This is a genomic window from Clostridioides sp. LIBA-6622 (assembly GCF_056716095.1).
The window spans coordinates 643,615-665,040 of sequence record NZ_CP196998.1; the positions used below are offsets into that span (position 1 = coordinate 643,615).

Annotated in this window: 21 protein-coding genes and 1 pseudogene; 8 read left to right on the forward strand and 14 right to left on the reverse strand. The window is 26.8% G+C overall.

From position 1 onward, the window contains the following. Positions 1-178 precede the first annotated feature (178 nt). From ACTG47_RS03250 to ACTG47_RS03300, 11 genes are all read right to left on the reverse strand, one after another. Positions 179-1,348 carry a sensor histidine kinase gene (locus ACTG47_RS03250; RefSeq protein ID WP_479926088.1) on the reverse strand — a complete coding sequence of 390 codons (1,170 nt, stop codon included), beginning with the start codon at positions 1,346-1,348 and terminating at the stop codon, positions 179-181. Positions 1,349-1,714: 366 nt separating this feature from the next. Further along, on the reverse strand, positions 1,715-2,425 hold the full coding sequence (locus ACTG47_RS03255; RefSeq protein ID WP_479926089.1) for a LytR/AlgR family response regulator transcription factor: 711 nt from the start codon (positions 2,423-2,425) through the stop codon (positions 1,715-1,717). Positions 2,426-2,606: 181 nt separating this feature from the next. Beyond that, the gene (locus ACTG47_RS03260) at positions 2,607-4,727 is read right to left on the reverse strand and encodes an FtsX-like permease family protein (protein ID WP_479926090.1); all 2,121 of its coding nucleotides are present in this window, start codon (positions 4,725-4,727) and stop codon (positions 2,607-2,609) included. Next, a complete protein-coding gene (locus tag ACTG47_RS03265; protein ID WP_169466629.1) occupies positions 4,717-5,469 on the reverse strand; it encodes an ABC transporter ATP-binding protein in 753 nt (250 codons plus the stop codon). The genes ACTG47_RS03260 and ACTG47_RS03265 overlap by 11 nt, the downstream gene beginning before the upstream one ends. 969 nt (positions 5,470-6,438) lie before the next feature. After that, entirely contained in the window at positions 6,439-7,020 is a 582-nt protein-coding gene (locus tag ACTG47_RS03270) for a TetR/AcrR family transcriptional regulator (protein WP_169466635.1), read from the reverse strand. Positions 7,021-7,114: 94 nt separating this feature from the next. Next, complete coding sequence (locus ACTG47_RS03275) at positions 7,115-7,939, reverse strand: MerR family transcriptional regulator (RefSeq protein WP_479926091.1); 825 nt, start codon at positions 7,937-7,939, stop codon at positions 7,115-7,117. Between the two features lie 82 nt (positions 7,940-8,021). Continuing rightward, positions 8,022-8,915: a CPBP family intramembrane glutamic endopeptidase gene (locus tag ACTG47_RS03280; protein WP_479926092.1), complete on the reverse strand. Its 894-nt coding sequence runs from the start codon at positions 8,913-8,915 to the stop codon at positions 8,022-8,024. Positions 8,916-9,162: 247 nt separating this feature from the next. Further along, the gene (locus tag ACTG47_RS03285) at positions 9,163-9,600 is read right to left on the reverse strand and encodes a LytTR family DNA-binding domain-containing protein (RefSeq protein WP_479926093.1); all 438 of its coding nucleotides are present in this window, start codon (positions 9,598-9,600) and stop codon (positions 9,163-9,165) included. Between the two features lie 256 nt (positions 9,601-9,856). Next, positions 9,857-10,006: a YvrJ family protein gene (locus ACTG47_RS03290; protein WP_169466647.1), complete on the reverse strand. Its 150-nt coding sequence runs from the start codon at positions 10,004-10,006 to the stop codon at positions 9,857-9,859. Positions 10,007-10,018: 12 nt separating this feature from the next. Continuing rightward, entirely contained in the window at positions 10,019-10,249 is a 231-nt protein-coding gene (locus ACTG47_RS03295) for a DUF2922 domain-containing protein (RefSeq protein WP_479926094.1), read from the reverse strand. A gap of 286 nt (positions 10,250-10,535) precedes the next feature. Further along, complete coding sequence (locus ACTG47_RS03300; RefSeq protein ID WP_054269143.1) at positions 10,536-10,757, reverse strand: DUF1659 domain-containing protein; 222 nt, start codon at positions 10,755-10,757, stop codon at positions 10,536-10,538. A 654-nt stretch (positions 10,758-11,411) separates the two neighbouring features. Between ACTG47_RS03300 and ACTG47_RS03305 the strand changes: the two genes are divergently transcribed. The 8 genes and pseudogenes from ACTG47_RS03305 (at position 11,412) to ACTG47_RS03340 (ending at position 18,930) form a co-directional block, all read left to right on the forward strand. After that, on the forward strand, positions 11,412-11,669 hold the full coding sequence (locus tag ACTG47_RS03305) for a Mor transcription activator family protein (protein ID WP_479926095.1): 258 nt from the start codon (positions 11,412-11,414) through the stop codon (positions 11,667-11,669). 456 nt (positions 11,670-12,125) lie between these two features. Further along, the gene (locus ACTG47_RS03310; RefSeq protein WP_479926096.1) at positions 12,126-13,364 is read left to right on the forward strand and encodes a conserved phage C-terminal domain-containing protein; all 1,239 of its coding nucleotides are present in this window, start codon (positions 12,126-12,128) and stop codon (positions 13,362-13,364) included. A 65-nt stretch (positions 13,365-13,429) separates the two neighbouring features. Next, complete coding sequence (locus ACTG47_RS03315) at positions 13,430-14,731, forward strand: DnaB-like helicase C-terminal domain-containing protein (RefSeq protein WP_169466656.1); 1,302 nt, start codon at positions 13,430-13,432, stop codon at positions 14,729-14,731. 75 nt (positions 14,732-14,806) lie between these two features. Continuing rightward, positions 14,807-15,088, forward strand: coding sequence for a Mor transcription activator family protein (locus tag ACTG47_RS03320; RefSeq protein ID WP_479926097.1), 282 nt, complete (start codon positions 14,807-14,809; stop codon positions 15,086-15,088). An 881-nt stretch (positions 15,089-15,969) separates the two neighbouring features. Beyond that, positions 15,970-16,200, forward strand: a complete 231-nt coding sequence (locus ACTG47_RS03325; RefSeq protein WP_479926098.1) for an ATP-binding protein — start codon at positions 15,970-15,972, stop codon at positions 16,198-16,200. Further along, a pseudogene (locus tag ACTG47_RS03330) lies at positions 16,193-16,381 on the forward strand (4Fe-4S binding protein); the annotation flags it as partial. The gene ACTG47_RS03325 and the pseudogene ACTG47_RS03330, both read left to right, overlap by 8 nt. Further along, entirely contained in the window at positions 16,382-16,774 is a 393-nt protein-coding gene (locus ACTG47_RS03335) for a hypothetical protein (RefSeq protein ID WP_479927061.1), read from the forward strand. Between the two features lie 470 nt (positions 16,775-17,244). Next, positions 17,245-18,930 carry an ABC transporter ATP-binding protein gene (locus tag ACTG47_RS03340; protein WP_479926099.1) on the forward strand — a complete coding sequence of 562 codons (1,686 nt, stop codon included), beginning with the start codon at positions 17,245-17,247 and terminating at the stop codon, positions 18,928-18,930. 133 nt (positions 18,931-19,063) lie between these two features. Here the strand turns inward: ACTG47_RS03340 and ACTG47_RS03345 are convergent, their stop codons facing one another. Genes ACTG47_RS03345 through ACTG47_RS03355 form a run of 3 tightly spaced genes read right to left on the reverse strand, consistent with a single transcriptional unit; the run spans position 19,064 to position 21,401 of the window. Then, positions 19,064-19,657 carry an ATP-binding cassette domain-containing protein gene (locus tag ACTG47_RS03345; protein WP_479926100.1) on the reverse strand — a complete coding sequence of 198 codons (594 nt, stop codon included), beginning with the start codon at positions 19,655-19,657 and terminating at the stop codon, positions 19,064-19,066. Next, positions 19,658-20,425, reverse strand: a complete 768-nt coding sequence (locus ACTG47_RS03350; protein ID WP_479926101.1) for an ABC transporter permease — start codon at positions 20,423-20,425, stop codon at positions 19,658-19,660. It abuts the gene before it with no gap. After that, entirely contained in the window at positions 20,394-21,401 is a 1,008-nt protein-coding gene (locus tag ACTG47_RS03355) for an ABC transporter substrate-binding protein (RefSeq protein ID WP_479926102.1), read from the reverse strand. Before ACTG47_RS03355 ends, ACTG47_RS03350 begins: the two co-directional genes overlap by 32 nt. Positions 21,402-21,426: the final 25 nt, after the last annotated feature.

Here is a 21,426-nt window from a genome sequence, read left to right on the forward strand (position 1 = left end):
ATGACATTATGTCATTTTATTTTAGTATAAGGCGATGTCATACATTTGTCAATAAACTTATTTAACTTGGAAGGTGTAATTATAAAAATATAGAACCAATAACTAATAAATATTGCTATTGATTCTATATATGTGTCAGTTTTTTATGTGATTTGTATATTAGTTTTTTGCTAACAAACTAAAATAATCTAATATAAAGAAATAAAGAAAATTCATTATCTGTATAAGAAATATTCAATTCGCCATTATACTTATCGACAATTCCTCTAATATTCTCAATCCCATACCCATGAGAAGTAATATCTTTTTTATCTGAAACAAATAATTCATGTTTTTTATTGATAGGATTTACTTTGTTATTGGTCAACAAATAGCTAAAATACTCCTTTTCACAACGAGCTTTTAACACTACTTTTCTATTTGTCAAATCCGATATTTTCAAAGATGCTTCTATAGCATTATCCAAAGAATTTGAAAAAATAGTACATAAATCTATAGGCTCTATACCCAAGTGATTGTCTATATCTATATTAAAATGGACATCAACTCCATTTTCTTCTAATCTTGCATAGCGAAGATTTAAAATTGAATTAAGAGCTTGATTTTTACAAAACTGCTTGCCATTAAGAGTGCCAAGACCTATTTTCAACTGATTAAAGTATTCTTTAGCTCCGTCAATATCTTCGACCTCTAAATATGATTCAATCATTTGAAAATGGTTGTTCATATCATGACGTATTTTACGTATTTGAATCTGTTGATTTTCTAGTAAGTTGTAGTATTTTTCTTTTATGTGATTTGCTTGATTTTCTATCTTCATCTTTACGTTTTCAATTAGTGGTTGTAAAAGAAGTATTACGCCAATATTCGCTATAATTGCTGATAAAATAATTATATAAGTACCATAAGAATCACCTAAGACAATATTGTTTTTATAACCCATAGGAATTAAATTAGTTGGTGGTAGAATGATAGCAATTAATATCGATAAAAATGAAGCTATACAGACCATGTCGATAAAAATCCATATCTTATTTGACAGGTACTGTTTTATATTGACCAATCTATTTTTTAAGAACATATGTATTAAAAACCAAAACAATAGTTTAATCAGGGCAGAAACTGTCTTGACAATTGAAAGTATTAAAAGATACTCACTTGAACAGATAAGTTCCCTATATAGAGGATTGTTTATAAAAAGAAAATTGATACCAACTATAATAGGGTAGAGTATCATGATAATTGATACTATGGGAATCAATCTACTTTTACTACAGATTATAAGCATTAGCAAATATCCAAGTAATGTAAATAGAATATTTACAGGGTCAGAAGCCCATATTATCATTTGACTAATAATAGAGTAGCCTAAAATCAATATGACTTTAAAAATCCAATGATTTCTAAAGTCTATAAAATAAGAAGTCAATTTATAAAGAAAAAAGGCTATGTAAATATTAATTAAGACTATGATAAAAGTTGTGCCATTATTAATTAAAGAATAAATGTTCATCTAAGATACCTTTCTAAAAAATCGTATTCTAATATGTATTTTAAAACTAGGATTTTAATATATTATCTTGAATTTAAATTTTTAATATATCTCTAAAAATAAAGATTATAATTCATTCTTGAGCTTAAATTTTTAATATATCTTTAAAAATAAAGATTCTAATTCATTCTTGAATTTAAATTTTTAATATCCTTCTTAAAATTAAGTTTCCAACATATACCTTGTAAATTTTCCTATAACTTCCTGATATTTTTGACGGCTTATAGGAATTTTTTCATTATGAACTTTAGCATAAGTTTGATTTATACTATCTACATGGTTTAGATTAACAATATACCTTTGATGTGTTCGTACAAAGTTAGATGGAAGAGTAGTTTCCATATCATTTAACTTTCCATAATATTCTAAAGTTCTATCAGGGGTTACTATAGTTAATTTTCTTAGCTCACTTTTAAAGTAGATAATATCTTTCATATTGATTTTACAAAGGTTAGTTCCAATTTGAACTGTAATAAAGTTTTCTTTCCATTGTTCTAGTTTTTTTAGTGCTTCTTTTAGTATCTCACATATTTTTTCACTTTTATAAGGTTTTAATATATAGTTCAAAGCACCCACATCATATCCATGAAACACATAATCAGAAAAACCTGTTACAAAGATGATTATAGTATCTTCTGAGTATTTTCGTATAATCTTTGCTATATCAACACCATTACTTTCTCCAAGCTCAATATCTAAAAAAATAATATCCATATAATAGCTTTCGTGTTCTAGGTTGTATATTAGGCTTTCACCATTTGAATATTCTTTTATCTGGCATGGGTAACCCCATAAATCCATCTCTCTTGTAATGATTTTATTTAACATGTTTCTCTGTTGTTTTTCATCATCACAAATACAAATCGAAATCAATGTCTAATCTCCTTTCAAGTTTTATATTTATATAATTAAGTATATAATATATTTTGCTACCTAGATATATAAAATGAGATAACAAATATATCAAGGTAGCAAGATAAAGTTTTCTATATCAGTATAGATGTAGATTTAAGATTATTTTATTAAACTTATTTTGAGATTCCAATGATTTTTATTATTTTGAAATCCCAATAATATCTTTGAATTTCTTATAGGTTAATAGGTAAATAAGGTACATATAGATACCACAAAGCCCTATAAGACCTAAATTTATCAAAAGAGCATAGACCTCGCTATTGACAATTCTACCATCATTGTTAATCATAATCATAAAATTAAATAGATAGATTACAAAACTTCCTACAATAAGAGGGTATGAGAATACTTTCTTTAATTGATTTCTAATGCAGAATTTTATATAGTCGTTATTGGCACCTAATCGACTTAAATCCATAAAAACTTGCTTATGATTTATAGCTATAGTGACACCTCTTGTATATGCAATGATTCCAACTGCTGCAAAACAAATGATTGCCACATATATGAATAACATCAAGAAGACTGCCATATTTTTTATCATATCTTGGCTTTGTAAAATTTTAAAGTTAGGATAGTATTTCCAATTAAGGTACAGTTGATTATTGTCTGGTTCTAGTTTTAGAGGACCTTCTCCACTTGTATATTTTTCATCCATAAAATACTTTTCTCCAGCGGATTCATAACGTTTCTTTACATACTCATCATAACCAGTTAACATTCCCATCTCTTTGGATGTTCTTTTTATAATCTCTGCTTTTAAATCACTAGCAAAAGCATAAGTATCTTTAGAATTATCGACATTAAATAGTACAGAATTATTGTGATTTTTTATAGATAAATCTTTAGAAAATGCTTTATAATCACTTTCATTAAGAACATAGACATTCATACTTCTATTTTGAAAAAAAGAACCATTAAAAGTTAGATTTCCAGCATGTTTAAAAGGCATTTCTTTTTCTGTTACTGGGCTTGATATAAATTTGGTATAATCATAATCTTGATTTTCATTTTCTTTATTTACAACAGCTAGATATTCGCCATTTTTTATATTTATTGGCTTACCAATTAATTTAGAAAAATCTTTGGAATTAAAGAACATGTCATATGAACTTTTCTTTAGGTACACATTGTCAATAGTTCCATTTTTATGACGTGTTGATTCTATACCATCAACAATCAATTCAATAGAAGGAATTTCCATATAGTTGTGAATATCTATATTATGTTTATCCGCTAATTGTTCAATGTCTTTTTTTGATACCTGTTTATCTCTTTGATTGTAGGTAAAAGTGTAATCTATAGGGTTGTTTTTAAGATTATCATAAATTCCTGTAACCATGTTAGGCACATAGAATATAGCAAATAGTGCTCCTGCAATTAAAAATGAAATAACACACATATTTTTTACTGTCTGTCTTCCCATAAATCTCATCATACTAGTTGATATGATATTTTTGTAGTATTTCTCAGGATGCTTTCCTCTTTTTGCATGTACAACTATATATGTCATAATCATATAAATTCCAACAACAGAGAATAGATAGGTAATGCTCCATACAGATGGTAATACATAATTTAATTTATCTATAACTATTGAAGGTACAATATAACCTAAAATAATACCTAGTATAATAAAAACCATACCTAATATACCATACCATTCCTTTACATCATGTACTGGTTCAGATATTCTCTGGTCATTTAGTATATCAATTATATTTGTACGATTGATAAATTTTGATGAAAGCATAAATATACAAAATGTCACAAATATACAGAATATAAATCCATATATGAATCCTTGAGTTCCAAAATGATATGTCATTTCTCTAGTGTCGATAATCACTAATTGGAATATCTTCCAGATTCCAAAAGACACAGGTACACTTAATAAAAGACCTAAAAGACAACATATTATAGAAATCAACAGTATTTCTGAAAATAGAAGTTTTTTTAGTTTTTTCTTATCTGCTCCTAGAGCCATGAAAATACCAATTTCTTTACTTTTAAATTTTAAAAATAGGGAAGAGGCATATGTAGTAAAGACAGCACATCCTAATATAGCAACTGAGAATATCATTGTAGCTTGTTTTCTACTATCTCCACCAGTTGGAAGAATGTTTTGTACTGTTGGACTAAAATAAATTAGAGCATATGAAGTTACTAGTACTACAGAAAGTATTATACAAAAGAATAAGGTAGTATAGTTCTTCCAATTGTAGGTACGAAGTTTTCCATATAACTTATTAATTGTCATCTTGAGCGCCTCCCATTTCTTTTAAAAGTTCTAGCAATTCATCTAGGAATTCACGTCTTGAATTTGATTTTACAACCTCCTTATAAACTGTTCCATCTTTAAGTACAATAACTCGGTCACAGAAGCTTGCTGCAAAGCTATCATGTGTAACCATAAGTATAGTAGCATCTAGCTCCTGTTTTGCCTTTAGAAATGAATCAATAACTGTACGACAAGACTTACTATCAAGGTTACCAGTTGGCTCATCTGCTAATATTAAATCTGGATTGTTCATAAGTGCTCTTGCAACTGCTGTACGTTGCTTTTCTCCGCCAGATATTTCAGCAGGATATTTTTTTCTAATATGTTCAATACCGAACAGTTCACATAGACTAATAGCACGGTTTTCCATTTGTAAGACTTGACCACCTTTGATAATTTGTGGGACACATATATTTTCAAAAACATTAAGCCCATCAAATAGCATGAAGTCTTGGAATACAAATCCTAATTGCTGGTTTCTAACTTCAGAAAGTTCTTTTTCCTGTAAATTTCTTATATTATTATTTCCAAGAGTTATTTCACCATCATCAATTGGGATAAAGCATGAAATACAGTTTAGGAGAGTGGTTTTTCCACTTCCTGATGAACCCATAATTGCTACAAATTCTCCTTTATTGATTTCAAAAGAAATGTTTTTTAATACTGGATATGTTTTATTACCAGTTTTGTATGATTTACATAAGTGATTTACTTTAAGCATATATATTACCCTCTCTTTCATTTATCTTGTAAGTCAATGATAGCATTTGAAGGGGTTAGAGAAATACCAGCTCTATTGTAAGAATTGGAAGTTTTTTTGTAATATTTGAAAATGTATTATTGAGAGTGTGAGAAGTTGGTATAGTGATATGGATTGTATTGAGTAGTAAGAGGGTAAAATTTTATAAGTGTGTTTATGGGTATCGATTATCATGGTAGAGCAAGATAATATAGAATATTAAGAAAAGAGGGTTATATAGTAGTGAATAAGTGTCTAGGAAAATCATGTATAGTAAAAGTGGAAAGTTATGTGGTATTTATATTGTGTGAAAAAGTGATGTAGAGTATAAGTAAAAAAAGCTATAGAGTAGTGAATAAGTGTTTAGAAAAATAATGTAGAATAACAGATTGTAGGGTAATGAAGTTAGATTAAAGAAAAAACATATAAAGTAAAAGTAAAAAAATACTACTAATATAAAAATAATAGAGACTTCTAATAGAAAATATAAATAGAGATTTAAAAATACCCTAAAAAGCGATAGAGACGCTTTTAAGATAGTCAAATAATCTCCATATTATAGTAAATTATTATAATAAAGGTTTACTATAGTAAAGCAATTATCATAATAAATATGCTATCTAGTAAACATACTATTCAATAAATATATATTGTCTAATAAAAGTACCATCTAATAAAGACATTAATTTCTTACCAAAAAAGATACTACAATCAACAACGAAAAAACAATTGAAAGTATCGAAAAAGTAAAGTGAGAATTTGAGTCATTATTACGGTTATTAAGTTTTATCCATAAACCACATATAATTGTACACAATAATAAAATTGCTGATATTACTCCTAGAAATGTAAAAAACATTAAAATTCCCTCCCTATTTAATGTAAATATCTTTTAGTCAATGAGAATATTTTCAACCATTACCAGAGCTATACAACAAAAAAGTTAATATATTATTTTATAATATCTACTAGAAATAAATCCAATTGAGAATCTATTAGACCATTTCTTTGTTCAACATTCATAATATCAATACCACTATACTTAAAAAAAGCCTCAGAACGAAGACAAAGCAACTGAATAAATGAAGTTATTTGATAAGCAATAGTTCTGTATTCAGCCTCAGTTTTTTTATTGTTCTGATTTTCATAATGAGCTTTAACTAAAGGAAGTATCTTAAATGGATAAATAATTTCTTCTTGTACCAATATGTAGGGTACAGAAATATTTATAAATTGACTATGCGTACCTATAAATTCAAAAAATGCAATTATTATTTCTCTTAATTGCTTTTTAGGTGCTAAATCTTTAATATCATGTGTAGTCTTATACTCATCCATATGACACTTTAAAAATTTTTTAATAGCAGTATTAACTAATGCTTCTTTAGATTTAAAACAATAGTTAATCATAGCTAAATTGACATTTGCTTTAGCTACAATTTCTCTAGCTGTAATGCTTGAAATATCTTCATGCGAAGATAATAACTGGACTGTGGCATTAATTAGCTGTTCCTTTGTAGAATCTGTTCTCATAATTTTCCCCTCAAAAATTTCTCTATAAAAAAATTAAACGTGTTTAATACACGTTTAGATACTATCATGAAAATTTTGGGATGTCAATGGGTGCTTAGACCTTTATAAGGGGTATTTGAACCTCTGTAAGATAATTCTCAGGATTTGGTTCATTATGCTCACCTTTATGACCAATTTGTCTATTTATACCTGACATTTTATAATCACTGTTTTTATCTAACCAATAACAAAAGGATTCATATGCACCAGCTATATTTTCATATGGTCCATACACCATAGTGCATGCCATTATATCAATTTCTTCCGTCTCGCGATATGTAAATTTAGACTTATTCTTTCCAAACTTATTTACGACCATTCCAACCTCAACATCTACACCATTACCTGTAAGTTCCTCGTCATGATAAAACGCTATATTATTGTTGGATTGACGTGATATTTCTATATGTTCTTCCTTAACAAAATCATATAACTTTTTCCAAAGGATACCTTCATAGTAGTAGTCTGGGATTATTTCTCTAAGTGATATGATTTTATAACTTGGAATTTTCTTAAAGACTACATTGTGACGAATATTATCTTTATCACAGTTTAGAGCATCTATAAATTTATCAATTTTGTTTATTCTCTGTTCCTCTTGTTGTATTTCCTTTTGTATCTCATTCTTTTTCCGATTTAATTCCTTAACTACAAATTTATCATCCCAGTTATGTACTATATTTGATATTTCTGCAACACTAAACTTTAAATCTCTTAATGTGACAATTTTTTGTAAAGTTGAAATCTGTTCAACTGAGTATAAGCGATAACCTGTATATTTATCTATTTCTGCTGGTTTTAGAATGCCAAGTTCATCATAATAACGTAACATACGAATAGATATCTGTGTCAATTTTGAAACTTCTCCAATTTTAAACATGAAAATACTACCTCCTTTTCACTTATAATCAGTATATATTTTGTTTTTATATACTTCAAGTGTTTAGGAAAATACGTTAAAATTACAAATCTAGCTCAAATTCAAAATCATTTGATTTTATCTGTTCAATTTCAGAATCTACTTTCTGCTTAAATTTATTAGAAGAGATTATGTATACGACAAATATTAGTCCAAATACTATTTGTACATATTGAGATATTATACATAATTTAATAGAGTATTGAGATAATAATTGGATATTAAAGAAATTGTACATCATATGGGCAAATCCAGCTGATAAAATACTTCTATTGGTATTTATATATATAAAATTAATTATAAAGGTTAAAAGTACAATGTTTGGTATAAATAAAACTGCATTAAATAAAGAATATTGTGCTAGATTATATGGCATTTGACCAGGCGTAAAATAAGAGCCTAAATACCAAATTCCACAAATAATCCCTAAGATAATTGAAGAAGATGTAAATCCAAATCTGACTAATAGTTTGTCAATACAATATCCTCTCCATCCTGCTTCTTGGCTAAGTATACTTAATATAAAACTTGAAAATAGCATAAATGCTATTTTAGAAGGTTCATATATGGTTATATGTATCAAATTTATATTAAAAGTTTTCACATTAAAGTGATTACCTATTATTAAAGAAAGCATAAAGATTAATGCAAAGAATAATATTGTAAATAATGGCCATTTTATGCCCATTTCTTTAAAACTGAAACATCTATAAGAAAAATCTTTTTTTGCATTATCTGGATATATTGTAGAGATAAAAAATAGGCCAATAATAGATGGCGATGTATATCCAAGATAAAAAATAATGTCTCCAAGTATGGTGCCTGTAATTCCAAGTAATGCAGGTGTAAGACTAAATATCCAATTTAATAATAAAGTAAATGTAAAAAAATAGGTTAGGTGTTTATTTGTATTAAAAGGTGTATTATATATTTGCATTTTTTCACTATCCTTTCATTTTATAATAGTGTTTTAACTTGTATTAATTAATTTGTTTTTTGCACTAAGATGTTACTTAGCAGTAACTATCAGTTATGATGATATATTATTTCTTACGTTTTGGCTAATTGTTTTGCACTAAATGTAATTAGTTATCATTTAACATTAAATATATTGTATTGTTTCGATTATAAAATAGGTAAATAAATATACAATTAGTGATATTAATAAAGTACTTTAGAATTTATTAAATATTTAGTTTTTCTTTAATATTTTTTATATAACGCCGATTGATAATAACTTTTTCATTATTTGTTAAAGTTGCTTGCATGCGATTATGCGATATTATTTTTATGCTTTCTATGTAGTCCATATTTAAAATCATGGATTTAGATATTCGTGAGAAGGATGTATTAACTAATAACTTTGATAATTTATATATCTTTAAATCAATTTCAAACACATCATTTTCATAATAAGCAAACGTTTTATTCCCAACTGTCTCAAAATACAAAATATCACAGACATTAAGTTTGTAAATTTCTCCCGACTTTTTCCCTTTTATATCAAGTAGTGGTGTACTTAATAATGAAATTATTTTTTCGATGTTATTATCTAGAGTAGAGCATTTTATAGTTATTTCAATATCATTGCAATTAGTAGCTTGTTCGACATGTATTTTCATTAATTATCACCTCATTTTATTACTGTCATTAGAATAGCATTATATTTTATTGAGTCCAACTAGATGCGTTCTAAATTTCAAATTATGTATAGTGAAATTCAAATATAAAATAGTGAAATTCAAATTTGAGGTGGCAAAATTCAAAAAAATACTATAGATATTTGGATTAATTTTCCAAATATCATAGTATTTTTCATAGAATATATCTAATTATTGTACAAATAGACCCATTTTATGATTTCATATATTGTCAAAATTATTTCTTAAATACCAAAATATTTTTGGATAGTGTATCAATGCTATTTGATAAAGTGTTCAATTTACCCTCAATTCTAACCAATAAATACATGGATAGGGCTATAGGGAAACCAACATTGGTTATTAACATCTGTAAACTATCATCCATAAAATTAACCTCCTATTCTATAACTAAGTCATAAGGAGTGGTATTTGTTTCTATAATCTTAGCTTCAACAACAGAGCCAAGGTCAAATCCTCCAACTGAAAAAATATTTTTAGATATTATCAAATCCATAACAGATTTTATATTTTGTTCAGTTAAGTTATCTTTTGGATTTTCTATAGAAAAAGAAACTTGTTTATCCTTTACATTTTTAAAACTCATGACTAATTTTTTCTTAATTTCCATACAGTTACCTCCGTATAATAATTTATATTTTGTTACTATTAGTGGTTTATTTTAAGTGTTGCTAGCATATAACATGCTCTAATATGGCTTAAATTGAATCATGAAAGGTATTTAAAATATCTAACATATTCAATTTGAAATGCGTTTAACATATTAGTATTTAAAGTATAAAGTAAATTAAAGATATAACCTGCAAAATATATAGCACATTGAGTACATAATATAATTTGAAATTTTACACAGTTTTGATGTTTTAATTTGTAAATTAGGCTATATTTAAAAATGATTATTTAGATAGTGATGTACTGTCTAATTTTAAAATATCTACAATAGGATTTTCTTGAAGACCTGCTATTGCCTCTGCAACAGTATAAACATCATCATCTAATGCTTCTGCCTTTACATTTGCAAATGACTTGCTTTTAATAACTGCCTTACCCTTATCATCAAAACCAGCATCCAATTTTAATTTTATACTAGATAGATTTTTTGTTGAAACAACTGCCATAAAATTACCTCCTAAAAATTTAATTTCAAAGATTTGTCGACTTTCTTTGGTAACTATAATACTATCATCTAAGATAATATCGGAGTTAAACAGTAATTTCTTAAGATTATTTGTGTAAATTTTTATTAGTAAATTTTTGATGTAGGCATATTTATTTAATTTATATGTAATGTTTGAAGACTTGCTTTTAATATTTTTGAGATGATATTTGTATATTTCTCTAGGGATTAAGCCATTATTGTATGAAATTATATATGTTTAAAGTTGAATAATAAGGACTATGGATTATTTAAAGAATTATTAAATTTAATCTGTAAATAAAAAAGTTAAAAGTCCAATCTTAACATTTTACTTTTAAACGATTAAAATCTTTATTAAAGCTAACAAAGTTATTAGGTTCTGAAAAATTTTATTAATAGGAGTACATTTTTTATTCAGATTAATGAAGCTATTAGATTAAGAACATTTATATTAGAGCTAATAAAAGTGTAAAATTAATAAGCATTTTATTAAAATCAATAGTATTAATTGAATCAATAAAACTTATTAAATGAATAAAGCTGATTAAATCAATAGTGTTAACTGAATCAATAATGTCCTAAATAAAAACTTTGTTATGGCTACAAAAAATATTTTAAAGGGGGAGTATAACTTATGAAAGTAAAATTGGAGGATATACCAGTTCAGTTTCATGCGATGATAGAAATAGTTGGGATTGATAAATTTATAGAGATTACTAAGTTGTATGGAGGGGCAAATACCTATATACCGACATATAAAGGGCTTTTTAGATACGCAAGAGATAGAGAGATAGTAAGACAGTTTAATGGAGTAAATTACAACGAATTGGCTATTAAATATAATATGTGTGTAAGTAATCTTAAGCGAATATTAAATGAAAATGAAATATAAAATATAATACAAAATGTCTTATAAAGTCTAAAAGTAAAAGATAGAAAAGACATTTTGCAAAGTTTTTTTAGACAAATTAACTAAATTAAATGCTTTTTAATTTAAATACATTGTATATTTTATAAAAGAATTTGTTAGATATTGGAGATATATTGAGAATATAAAGAAAATAGTCGAAAATATTTGTTGGCTAAAAAATAGATAAAATGATACAATTGCTTGTGCAAAGGGGAAAAAACAATAAATAAGCTATATAAATAAAAAAATATAAATTAATATGACATAATATATTTGTATATTTAAGGATATAAATAGATATTTTAAGGAATAAGTAGTGTAATTAAAAAAATATTAAAATAAATATATATTTATATTTATATTTAGACTATTATGTTGTTTATATAAAAATAATTATCATGTTACAAGCACTTATTAATAGAAATGGGGGAAATAGAGATGAGTAATGGATTTTACAAATTGAATTCAGTAGTATTGGGTTTTGATATAAAGAATGATATTAACAAAATAAGATTCAATCATTATATAATGAGAAAAGAAAATATACAAAGGCTTCAAGATACTTTACCAATGGGTCAATTTTATATGACAGTTAGAAGAACTGCTACAGACTTAAATCTTTCTATTTCTACCATAAGTAGGCTTGTAAGAGAGTTTTTGGATTTAGGGATAATAAGGCTGGTATCTAAAGGTGTAAAAGGTAAAACTCATTCGATATATAGCTATGTCAGTGTAGAGATTAATGGAAATCTATCTGAAAACACTAACATAGAGGATGATATTAATGTAGATTTAGCTGATAGTAACAGTGATATAGAATTTGACTGTGTTGGTAAAGGTGATGCGTTTAATGGCAATTTGAATATAGGGCTTGAGTCTAAAAATAATAAGGATTTGTCTAATGATGCAGAGTGTAGTCGAGACAATTTCCACAACAAAGATACCATAATTAATAAATCCATTTCTAATATTAACACTATCAAAAACTATATCAGTGAATCTTTTAATATAAAAAAATCAAAAGAGAAAAATTCTAATCTACTATCAAGAACAATAAATCTAGCCCTTAATGATACATACAATGACATATATAAAAATGATAATAATAGTATGGAAAATAATCATGTTAAAAAGGTCATAAAATCCAGCATTAATAAAGTATCCAGTGAAATAGGAATGACAAGTAAAAATGATTCTTTTAATAACATTCATGATATACAAAAAGAATCCAAATCTGTAACAAATAAAAAAGAATCCTTAAATAAATTTAATAAAAAAAATATACAGCAAAACATTATAAATATGCTAAACAAAAAATCAGGAAAGAATTTTAAAATCAATTCTCCAACAAGCATAAAACTTATCAATGAAAGGCTAAAGGAAGGTTATGTATTAGAAGATTTCTACAAAGTTATTGAAGTAAAAGTAGCTAAGTGGAAGAATACCATAATGGAAATGTATATAAGACCAGAAACTTTATTTAGCTATAAATTTGAATCCTATGTGAATGAAAACATATCTATAAAAAGTCAAAACAATGTTTATCAGTGTAAAGAGAGCAATAATCATGACAACTGTAATTATGGACATTTTAATTATACAACATATGATAATAGTATTCGTGAGGGGAAAAAACATGAGAATGTAAGATACTGGAATCCTGTATGTGAGATTTAATTAGTATAATAATGTATTTAAAAATTAAAATATAAAAACTTATGAAGAAAGTGAGATTAATTTATATGGGCAAATCAAAAGATGTTGAAATAGAACAGTCTATTTTAGGCACAATTCTTTTAGACAATAAATTAAACTATAAGTTAGATGAATTAAGTGAGGACATGTTTATGGAAAATATATGTCTTGAGATATTTAAAATTATGAAGGAGCTTAAAAAAGAAAACATAGTGATTGATGTGGCTACTGTAAAGTCTAAGATAGATAAAAAATCTCTAGCAATAAAAACGAGTGACTTAACTAATCTAATCACTTGGGGGAAGAGCTTTGGGATTGATAGCTATATTAAGATTTTAAAAGAAAACCTGGCTAGAAGAAGTATAAATCAAAACTGTCAAAGTCTTTTACATAGTCTAAATCTTGGAGAAAATATTGATACCTGTATATACAAGTTTGAAAATAATATAAAAGAAATTTTAGATAAAGATACCTATGAAAATGATGATGTAAATAGTATTGCAGGAAAGGTACTCGATTTCTTGGAAAATGATAAAGAAATCGGTTTTAAATTTGGTATAAAATTACTTGATGCAACTATAGGTGGTCTTTTTAAAGGGGAACTAACTACAATAGCAGCTAAGTCTGGGGTTGGAAAGACTGCTTTGGCACTTCAAATAATGTTAAATTCAGTTAAGCAAGGAAAAAAGACTTTATTTATAAGTAGAGAGATGACTAGTGAGCAAGTGTTTATGAGAAATATATGTAGAATGACAGGCGTAAGTACAAGAAATATGAAATCTAAAGAGATAAGTGAAAATGATTGGAAACTTATTGTAAGTGCAATAGGGGATTTGAGTGAGAATAACTTAATTTACATAAATGATAAGATAGATACAATTAGTTCGATTAGAAAGAGGATAAGGCAGGTAAAGCCAGATTTATTAATAGTGGATTATGTGCAACTGCTTACATCTCAGAAAAGTATGGATAAAAGGGAAAGAGAAGTAGCTACATTTTCTAGGGAGCTTAAAAATATGACTTTGGATTTTGATATACCAATAATTCAATTAAGCCAGTTAAATGATGAGATGAAGGATTCAAGACCTTATGGAGATAGACCCATGAGGGATAGTAAGGCTATTTACCACGATAGTAACAATGTGGTTTATATACATCAATTAAAAGGGAGTGATTATGAAGAAGCAGTTAAGGATATAGGAGAAAGTGAGGAAGCAGTTAGGGAATCAGAGTACAGGGGTATTAAGATGGTGGATTTAATCGTTGCAAAGTGTAGAGATGGACAGACCAAGCATAAGCATTTTTGCTATTTTGGGGATAAGTTACATTTTCAGGAGCTAAAGTATTAGGTCAAAAAGATAGCTATAATAAGCTTATTGAAAAGTAAGAAACAGGGAATATAATATAAAATATGAGGTGAAAATATGCTAGAATTAGAGAAAATTATAGAATTACTTGAAGAACACAAGATAGAAGTGAGTATTCCAAAGGAGTTAAATAAGTATAGTTTGTTGGAATATCTTAAGTTGTGTAAACAAAGCGGGGGAACCTATTTTTATATTAAGACGCTAGAAGGTGCTTTAAAAGATGCTAGAAATGAGCTTATGATTAAATTGTTTAATGGGAAAAACTATATGGAATTAGCAAGAATGTTCAATATGAGTGTTATTAATGTCAGGTATATTGTAAGAAAAAAACAGAATTGATTTGAAGAAGGCAATTTTGTTTCTGTAAAATTCTATGAAGCAGGAACCCGGCGACTTTAGTCATGAGAGGTTGATGTATTCATAAAATATAGGTTAATATAGTTGGGGGTAAATTGTGATTAATAGATTAAGAATGTGTATAAGTTTAAGTATATAGAGGAATCTAAGTGTGATTAATAACATGATTTTGTGAATAAAGTTGGAGTTATATTTGGGTTAAATGTGTGGCTAACAAGGTAAAACTGTGTATAAGATTATGAGTATGTAAAGGAATGGATTATAATTAGTAAGGTAAAATGGGATGGATAGTTAAGAATATGCAAGATTTTAAGATATTAAACGATACTAATAAGGTAAATATGTGTGTTTAGTTAAAGTTTGTATAAGAGTATGATGTGTGATTAATGAAGAAATATGTGCATAAAGTTACGAGTATATAGGTCTAAATTGTGAATAATAGAGTAGGATTGTGCATAAAGTTAGAAGTAACAGATAGGTGAGATTGTGAGTAATAGAGTAAAAATGTGTGTAAGGTTAGTAACTAATAGATATATTGTGAATAATGGAGTAGACTTGTGTATAAAACTAGGAACTGATAGATAGATTTGTGATTAATAGGATAAGACTGTGTATAAAAGTATAGAGTGATATAAGAGAATATTATAACTATACTAAAGATTGTATAATAAATATTTATGTAAACATACAAGAGAAGAGGCGATATGAAGTTGAATAAGATAACTTTATATCGTTTTTTCATTTAAAGTTCTTCTATAGTTAGAGTACCATTTTTAATATTGATATTTTATGTGATTAAGTCACAGATAAAAAACAAATATACTGATATAATTCTTATAGATTAATAATATAGGGAGGTTATTATGTCTAACAAAAAAAAGAAGTATGCAAATATTTTAGAAAATGAGTGTGTGGCTTGTGGAAGTTGTATAAAAGTATGTCCAAGAGGGGCTATCTCAGTTCCACATGGCATAAGTGCAAAAATTGATAGAGATTTATGTATTGGATGTGGTATTTGTGAAAAGACATGTCCAGCATCTGTGATTGAGATTATAACAATATTAAAAGAGGAAGAAGGTAAGTGTCATGAATAATAAAAAACATTGGTATGACTATTTATGGATTTTTTCTTCAATATATTTGATATTGGGATTTGTAAATATTATTTTCGCTTGGATTGGATTAATTTGTTTCTTTGTGCCACTAATTATTTCTATTATCAAGGGAAATAAAGCTTATTGTAATAAGTATTGCGGAAGAGGGCAACTGTTTAATTTGCTCGGAAATAAATTAAATCTGTCAAGAAATAAAGATATTCCTAAATTTATTAGAAGTAAGTGGTTTAGATATGGTTTTTTGACGTTTTTTATGGTGATGTTTGTTAATATGCTTTTCTCAACTTATTTAGTGTTTGAAGGGAGTAGAAACCTTAGAGAGGTAGTTACTTTACTGTGGACTATAAAAATGCCTTGGCAATGGGCATATCATGGGACTTTAGTTTCGCCTTGGGTAGTACAGTTTGCTTTTGGTTTTTACAGTGTTATGCTTACATCGACTGTACTTGGATTGATTACGATGGTATTATTTAAGCCTCGTTCATGGTGTGTTTATTGTCCTATGGGTACTATGACTCAGATGATATGTAAGGCAAAGAGTAAGTCTGTATAGAAAGAGGTTTTGTGAAGATTAAGGGATTTAATGTTTAATAGGTGTAAGATGAGTGATAGTTTTGAATAGATGAGATAAGCGTAGGGAGCATGGATAGAGTTTGTATAAAATAAACTTGTTTATGCTTCTTTTTGATTTAACAAGGCACTATATCTTAATATATCTATTTAAATATAGTATAATCATTTTATATAGTATGCTTTAAAGTTTAACTATAAATATTAGACTATAAAAAGGGGATTTATATGATAAAACGAGATATTTACTCAGTACAGTTAGATTATATGTTAGCATAATGTACTGAGTAAAATATTAATCTGCTAACAAATAGAACTGTACTGCTAAAATTTTAGATTTCGTTAACTTAAAGTGATTAATAATCACACTAAATTTTAAAAATAAAGAAATATTTTATACATAAAATTTATTCTAAGTTAACAAGTAAAATAAATAAGGATAGGTGTACAGTTATGAAATATTTATTAGAGATAGCAAAAAAAGAGAAGTTATTAGTTATTATATATTTAACACTAGGTATAGGGATAGAACTTTTAAATAGTTTTAGTGCCAATTATTATCAGAATTTAATAGATAGATTTAATAGTGGAACTATAAATTTTTACATAATTTTTATTTATGGAATAGTATTAATTACATTATGTTTTTTAAGGTATATTGATGAATATCCAAGTAGAAAATTAGAACATAGCTTTTTTTTAGATTTAAAATTAAAAGCTTTAGAAAAAATGAGTAAAATAGATTACTTAGAATATCAAAAGCTTGGTACAGGTAAATTGATTCAAAAAGTTGAAAATGGAGCTAATGCTGGTAGAAATATACTTTTTAATTTTTTATTAGATGTTGTTAGAAAAATAATTCCATCAATTTTATTCAGTTTAATTTTTATTTATAGGATTGATAAAAAGGTTATGATTGTTATATTAATTGGATATTTTATAGTTTTTATTATTACAAATTTATTAATCAAAGCTCTATATCAAATTAAAGAACATATATTAATTAATGAAGAGAAGATGAATCATTTTTTAGTCCGTGGATTTGTGGAAATGATTGTATTTCGAGTAAACAAAAGATTTAAGCATGAAATTTGTAAATCAAAATCTGCGAAAAAGGAAATTATTGATTCTAAGGTTAAAATGACACTAATTCATGAAGCTTTCTTCACGATTTTCTCATTAATAGTGACTTTTATAAAAATATTAATAATAATTTATGGCTGGAAAACTAAAACAATAAGTATAGGCTCTATAATTGCCTTGATAACATTGCTAGATAACGCATATACTCCTATAGCTATTTTTAATGTATTGTATATTCAATTTAAACTAGATAAAGCAGCATATAAACGTTATACAGATATTTTAGAACTTAATAATGATAGTCAATTGCTAGATGGTAAGAAAGTTGATTTAATACATGGGAATATTGACTTTAATAGTATTGGATTTTTGTATGATAATAAAAGAAAAATATTCAATGGACTTAGTTTAAGTATTAAAAGTGGAGAGAAAGTAGCAATTGTAGGAGAAAGTGGTTCTGGTAAATCAACCTTAATTAAACTATTAATTGGGTTATTAAAACCAAGTGAAGGAACTATATTTATCGATGATTACAATTTACTTGAGATGAATCTAAACAACTACTATAAGTATATTACATATATTTCACAAGATTCACCTATATTTGATGGAACCTTACGTGAGAATATTGTATTTGGAAAATCCGCAAAAAGTGATGATATTGTTGACATATTAGAAAAAGTAGGTTTAAAAAAATTATATTTAAAATTAGAATATGGTTTGGATACTAAATTGGGAGAAAAGGGAACTACATTATCAGGTGGAGAAAGACAGAGACTAGCATTAGCAAGAATTTGGTTTTCAGATGCTAAGATAATTATATTAGATGAAGCTACATCTGCTTTAGATAATATTACAGAAGAAAAGGTTATGTTAAATGTTATGGAGTTTTTAAAAGATAAAACAACTATTATGGTTGCTCATAGATTGAATTCAATTAAGAGTTTTGAAAATATAATTGTTCTTAAAGAGGGTAGTATAATAGGAAGTGGAAGTTTTAAAGAACTATTAGATGATAACTCATATTTTAGAGAATTATACTATACAATATCATAATTATTATGTAGAAGAGCTGTAAGTAGATTTGTGTAAAAATAAATTTACTTACAGCCTTTTTAGTATATGAAATTAGTAGGTTTGAAATAATGTTTATATAAGATGTTTAATGGTTTTGAAATGAAAAAAGTATTTATATCGAAGGCATCTTAAAATCAATTATCGATTCCTTATGACTTCTAAAATACCTTATATCATCCATATCATGAGTAATTATTATAGCACCCTTATTTTCCATCCTACCTATAACAAAATCCATAACTCTATACTTAGTTTCCATATCCAATCCTTTAAATGGCTCATCCATTATAAGCAAATCAAAATCATATAACAAAGCTCTTAATATTGCTATCCTTCTTTTCATACCTCCACTTAACTCTCTGACCCTTTTATTGATACAATCCTTTAAATCCAATACTTCTAAAGCATTTTCAATTTCTAAATCACTTAAATTCTCACAGACTAGCTTTATATTCAACAACACACTTAGATTTTCACATAAACTATCATCTTGAAACACTGCACTAATCCTTTTATGACTAATCCCTGTAATCTTTCCACTATCTGCTTTCTCTAGCCCCATCAATATTCTTATTAATGTTGTCTTACCAATCCCAGATGTTCCAGTTATAAAAGTTATAGAATTATCTTTAAAAGTATTACTAAAATTATTTAGAACAACTTTATCATTATATTTTTTGCTTAGATTCTCAATTACTATATCCATCTAGTTTATCTCCAATCTTTTTAATAAATAGTCTATCAATGACAAAAATCCCTTTTGAAAGCAAATACTTATTATAATTATAACTATAGTCCATGCAAATAAATCTGGAGTATTCAAATATACTTTAGCCTTATATAGTTTTTCACCTATAGAATTAGCTGGCATACCTATTATCTCTGCTGCTATCCCAGATTTCCAACATAGACCTAAAGAAACACTACATGCCGCTCTTATATAGGGTGCTATCTCAGATAAATATATGTACCTTATTTTTTTTATTTTGCTAACCTTAAACACTTTTGCCATATCATTTAGCTCTCTGGATATGCTATTTATACCGTTTAGAATATTCCTATATACCACTGGTAACACCATCAAGAAAGATATAAAAATAGACAAGTTATTTGAAGATATCCATATTAAAGAGAGTATTATAAATGAAGCTACAGGTATAGATTGTATTGTCAGTATCAATGGTTCCACAAGTATCCTAAAGTTTTTTTTACTCGATGCTACTATAGCAACTATTATCCCTATAATAAAAGCTAGTATAAATCCTGTTGTTATTTTCATAAAAGAAAAGAGTATGGATTCCCAAAACTCAAACCTTGTAGACAATTCTAATAATCTTTTTAAAGCTGAAAAAGGAGATACTAAAAGTATCTCCTGACCAATTATCATACTACCTATTTGCCAAATTGTAAGCCAAAAGATTATTGCTAGTATATGAGCTTTACTAATTTTCTTGGATGTAGTAGAAATCTTCACCTGGCATCTTTCCTCCTATTGACTCTGGATTGGCTTCATAAAGTACTTTTAAGTAGTTGTGTAGTGTAGTTTTCATTGTAGTACCTTCTATAAATGTTATATTGCATTTTGGGATTGCTTTTTTTGCTACTTCTGCTGGTACTATTTCATTTTTCTCAATAAGTTTTGAAGCTTCATCTATATTGTTATTTGTAAAATCAACAGATTTTTTATATTCTTCTAAGAAGCTTTTAACCTTTTCTGGATATTTTTCAACAAATTCTTTTCTTGCAACAACAACTCCTGTTGTTAAAGCACTCTCAATATTTTTATCTTTATTTAAGTTATCCCATTCTTTTGTCAAATCTAAAGCTACTCTTAGATTATCACTCTTAGTCAATGCAGTTGTTACAAATGGTTCTGGGAGTAATGCTATTCCATTTTTATCATTTAATAATGCTGCTAGACACTCAGTATGTTCTGATTTATACTCTATGTTGACATCTTCAGATGGATTAATACCATTTTCTTTCAATATGTAATTCAAAGCGTACTCAGGAGTGGACCCCTTACCACTAGCGTAAATCGTTTTTCCTTTTAAATCATTTACACTGTTTATAGAGTTGCCATTCTCAATTATGTATAAGACTCCTAATGTATTAATTGCTAGTGTTTCTACTTTACCTTTACTATTATTATACAAAACAGATGATAGATTTGCTGGAATAGCAGCAATGTCTATCTCATTGTTAATGAGTTTAGGTGTAATTTCATCAACAGAATTTGCTATTTTAAATTCATAATCCTTTTCTTTTTTATCACTTTCATCACTAATCATTTTAACCATCCCCATTCCTGTAGGTCCCTTTAGTGCTGTTACTTTAGCAACTACTTCAGTTTCTTTTTTGGTCTGTGTCTCTTGTGGCTTTGACGCACATCCTACCAACGAAACAGTTATTAATGATACTAGTAATAATATTGATAATTTCTTTTTCATAAAACTTTCCTCCTTATTGTTTAAT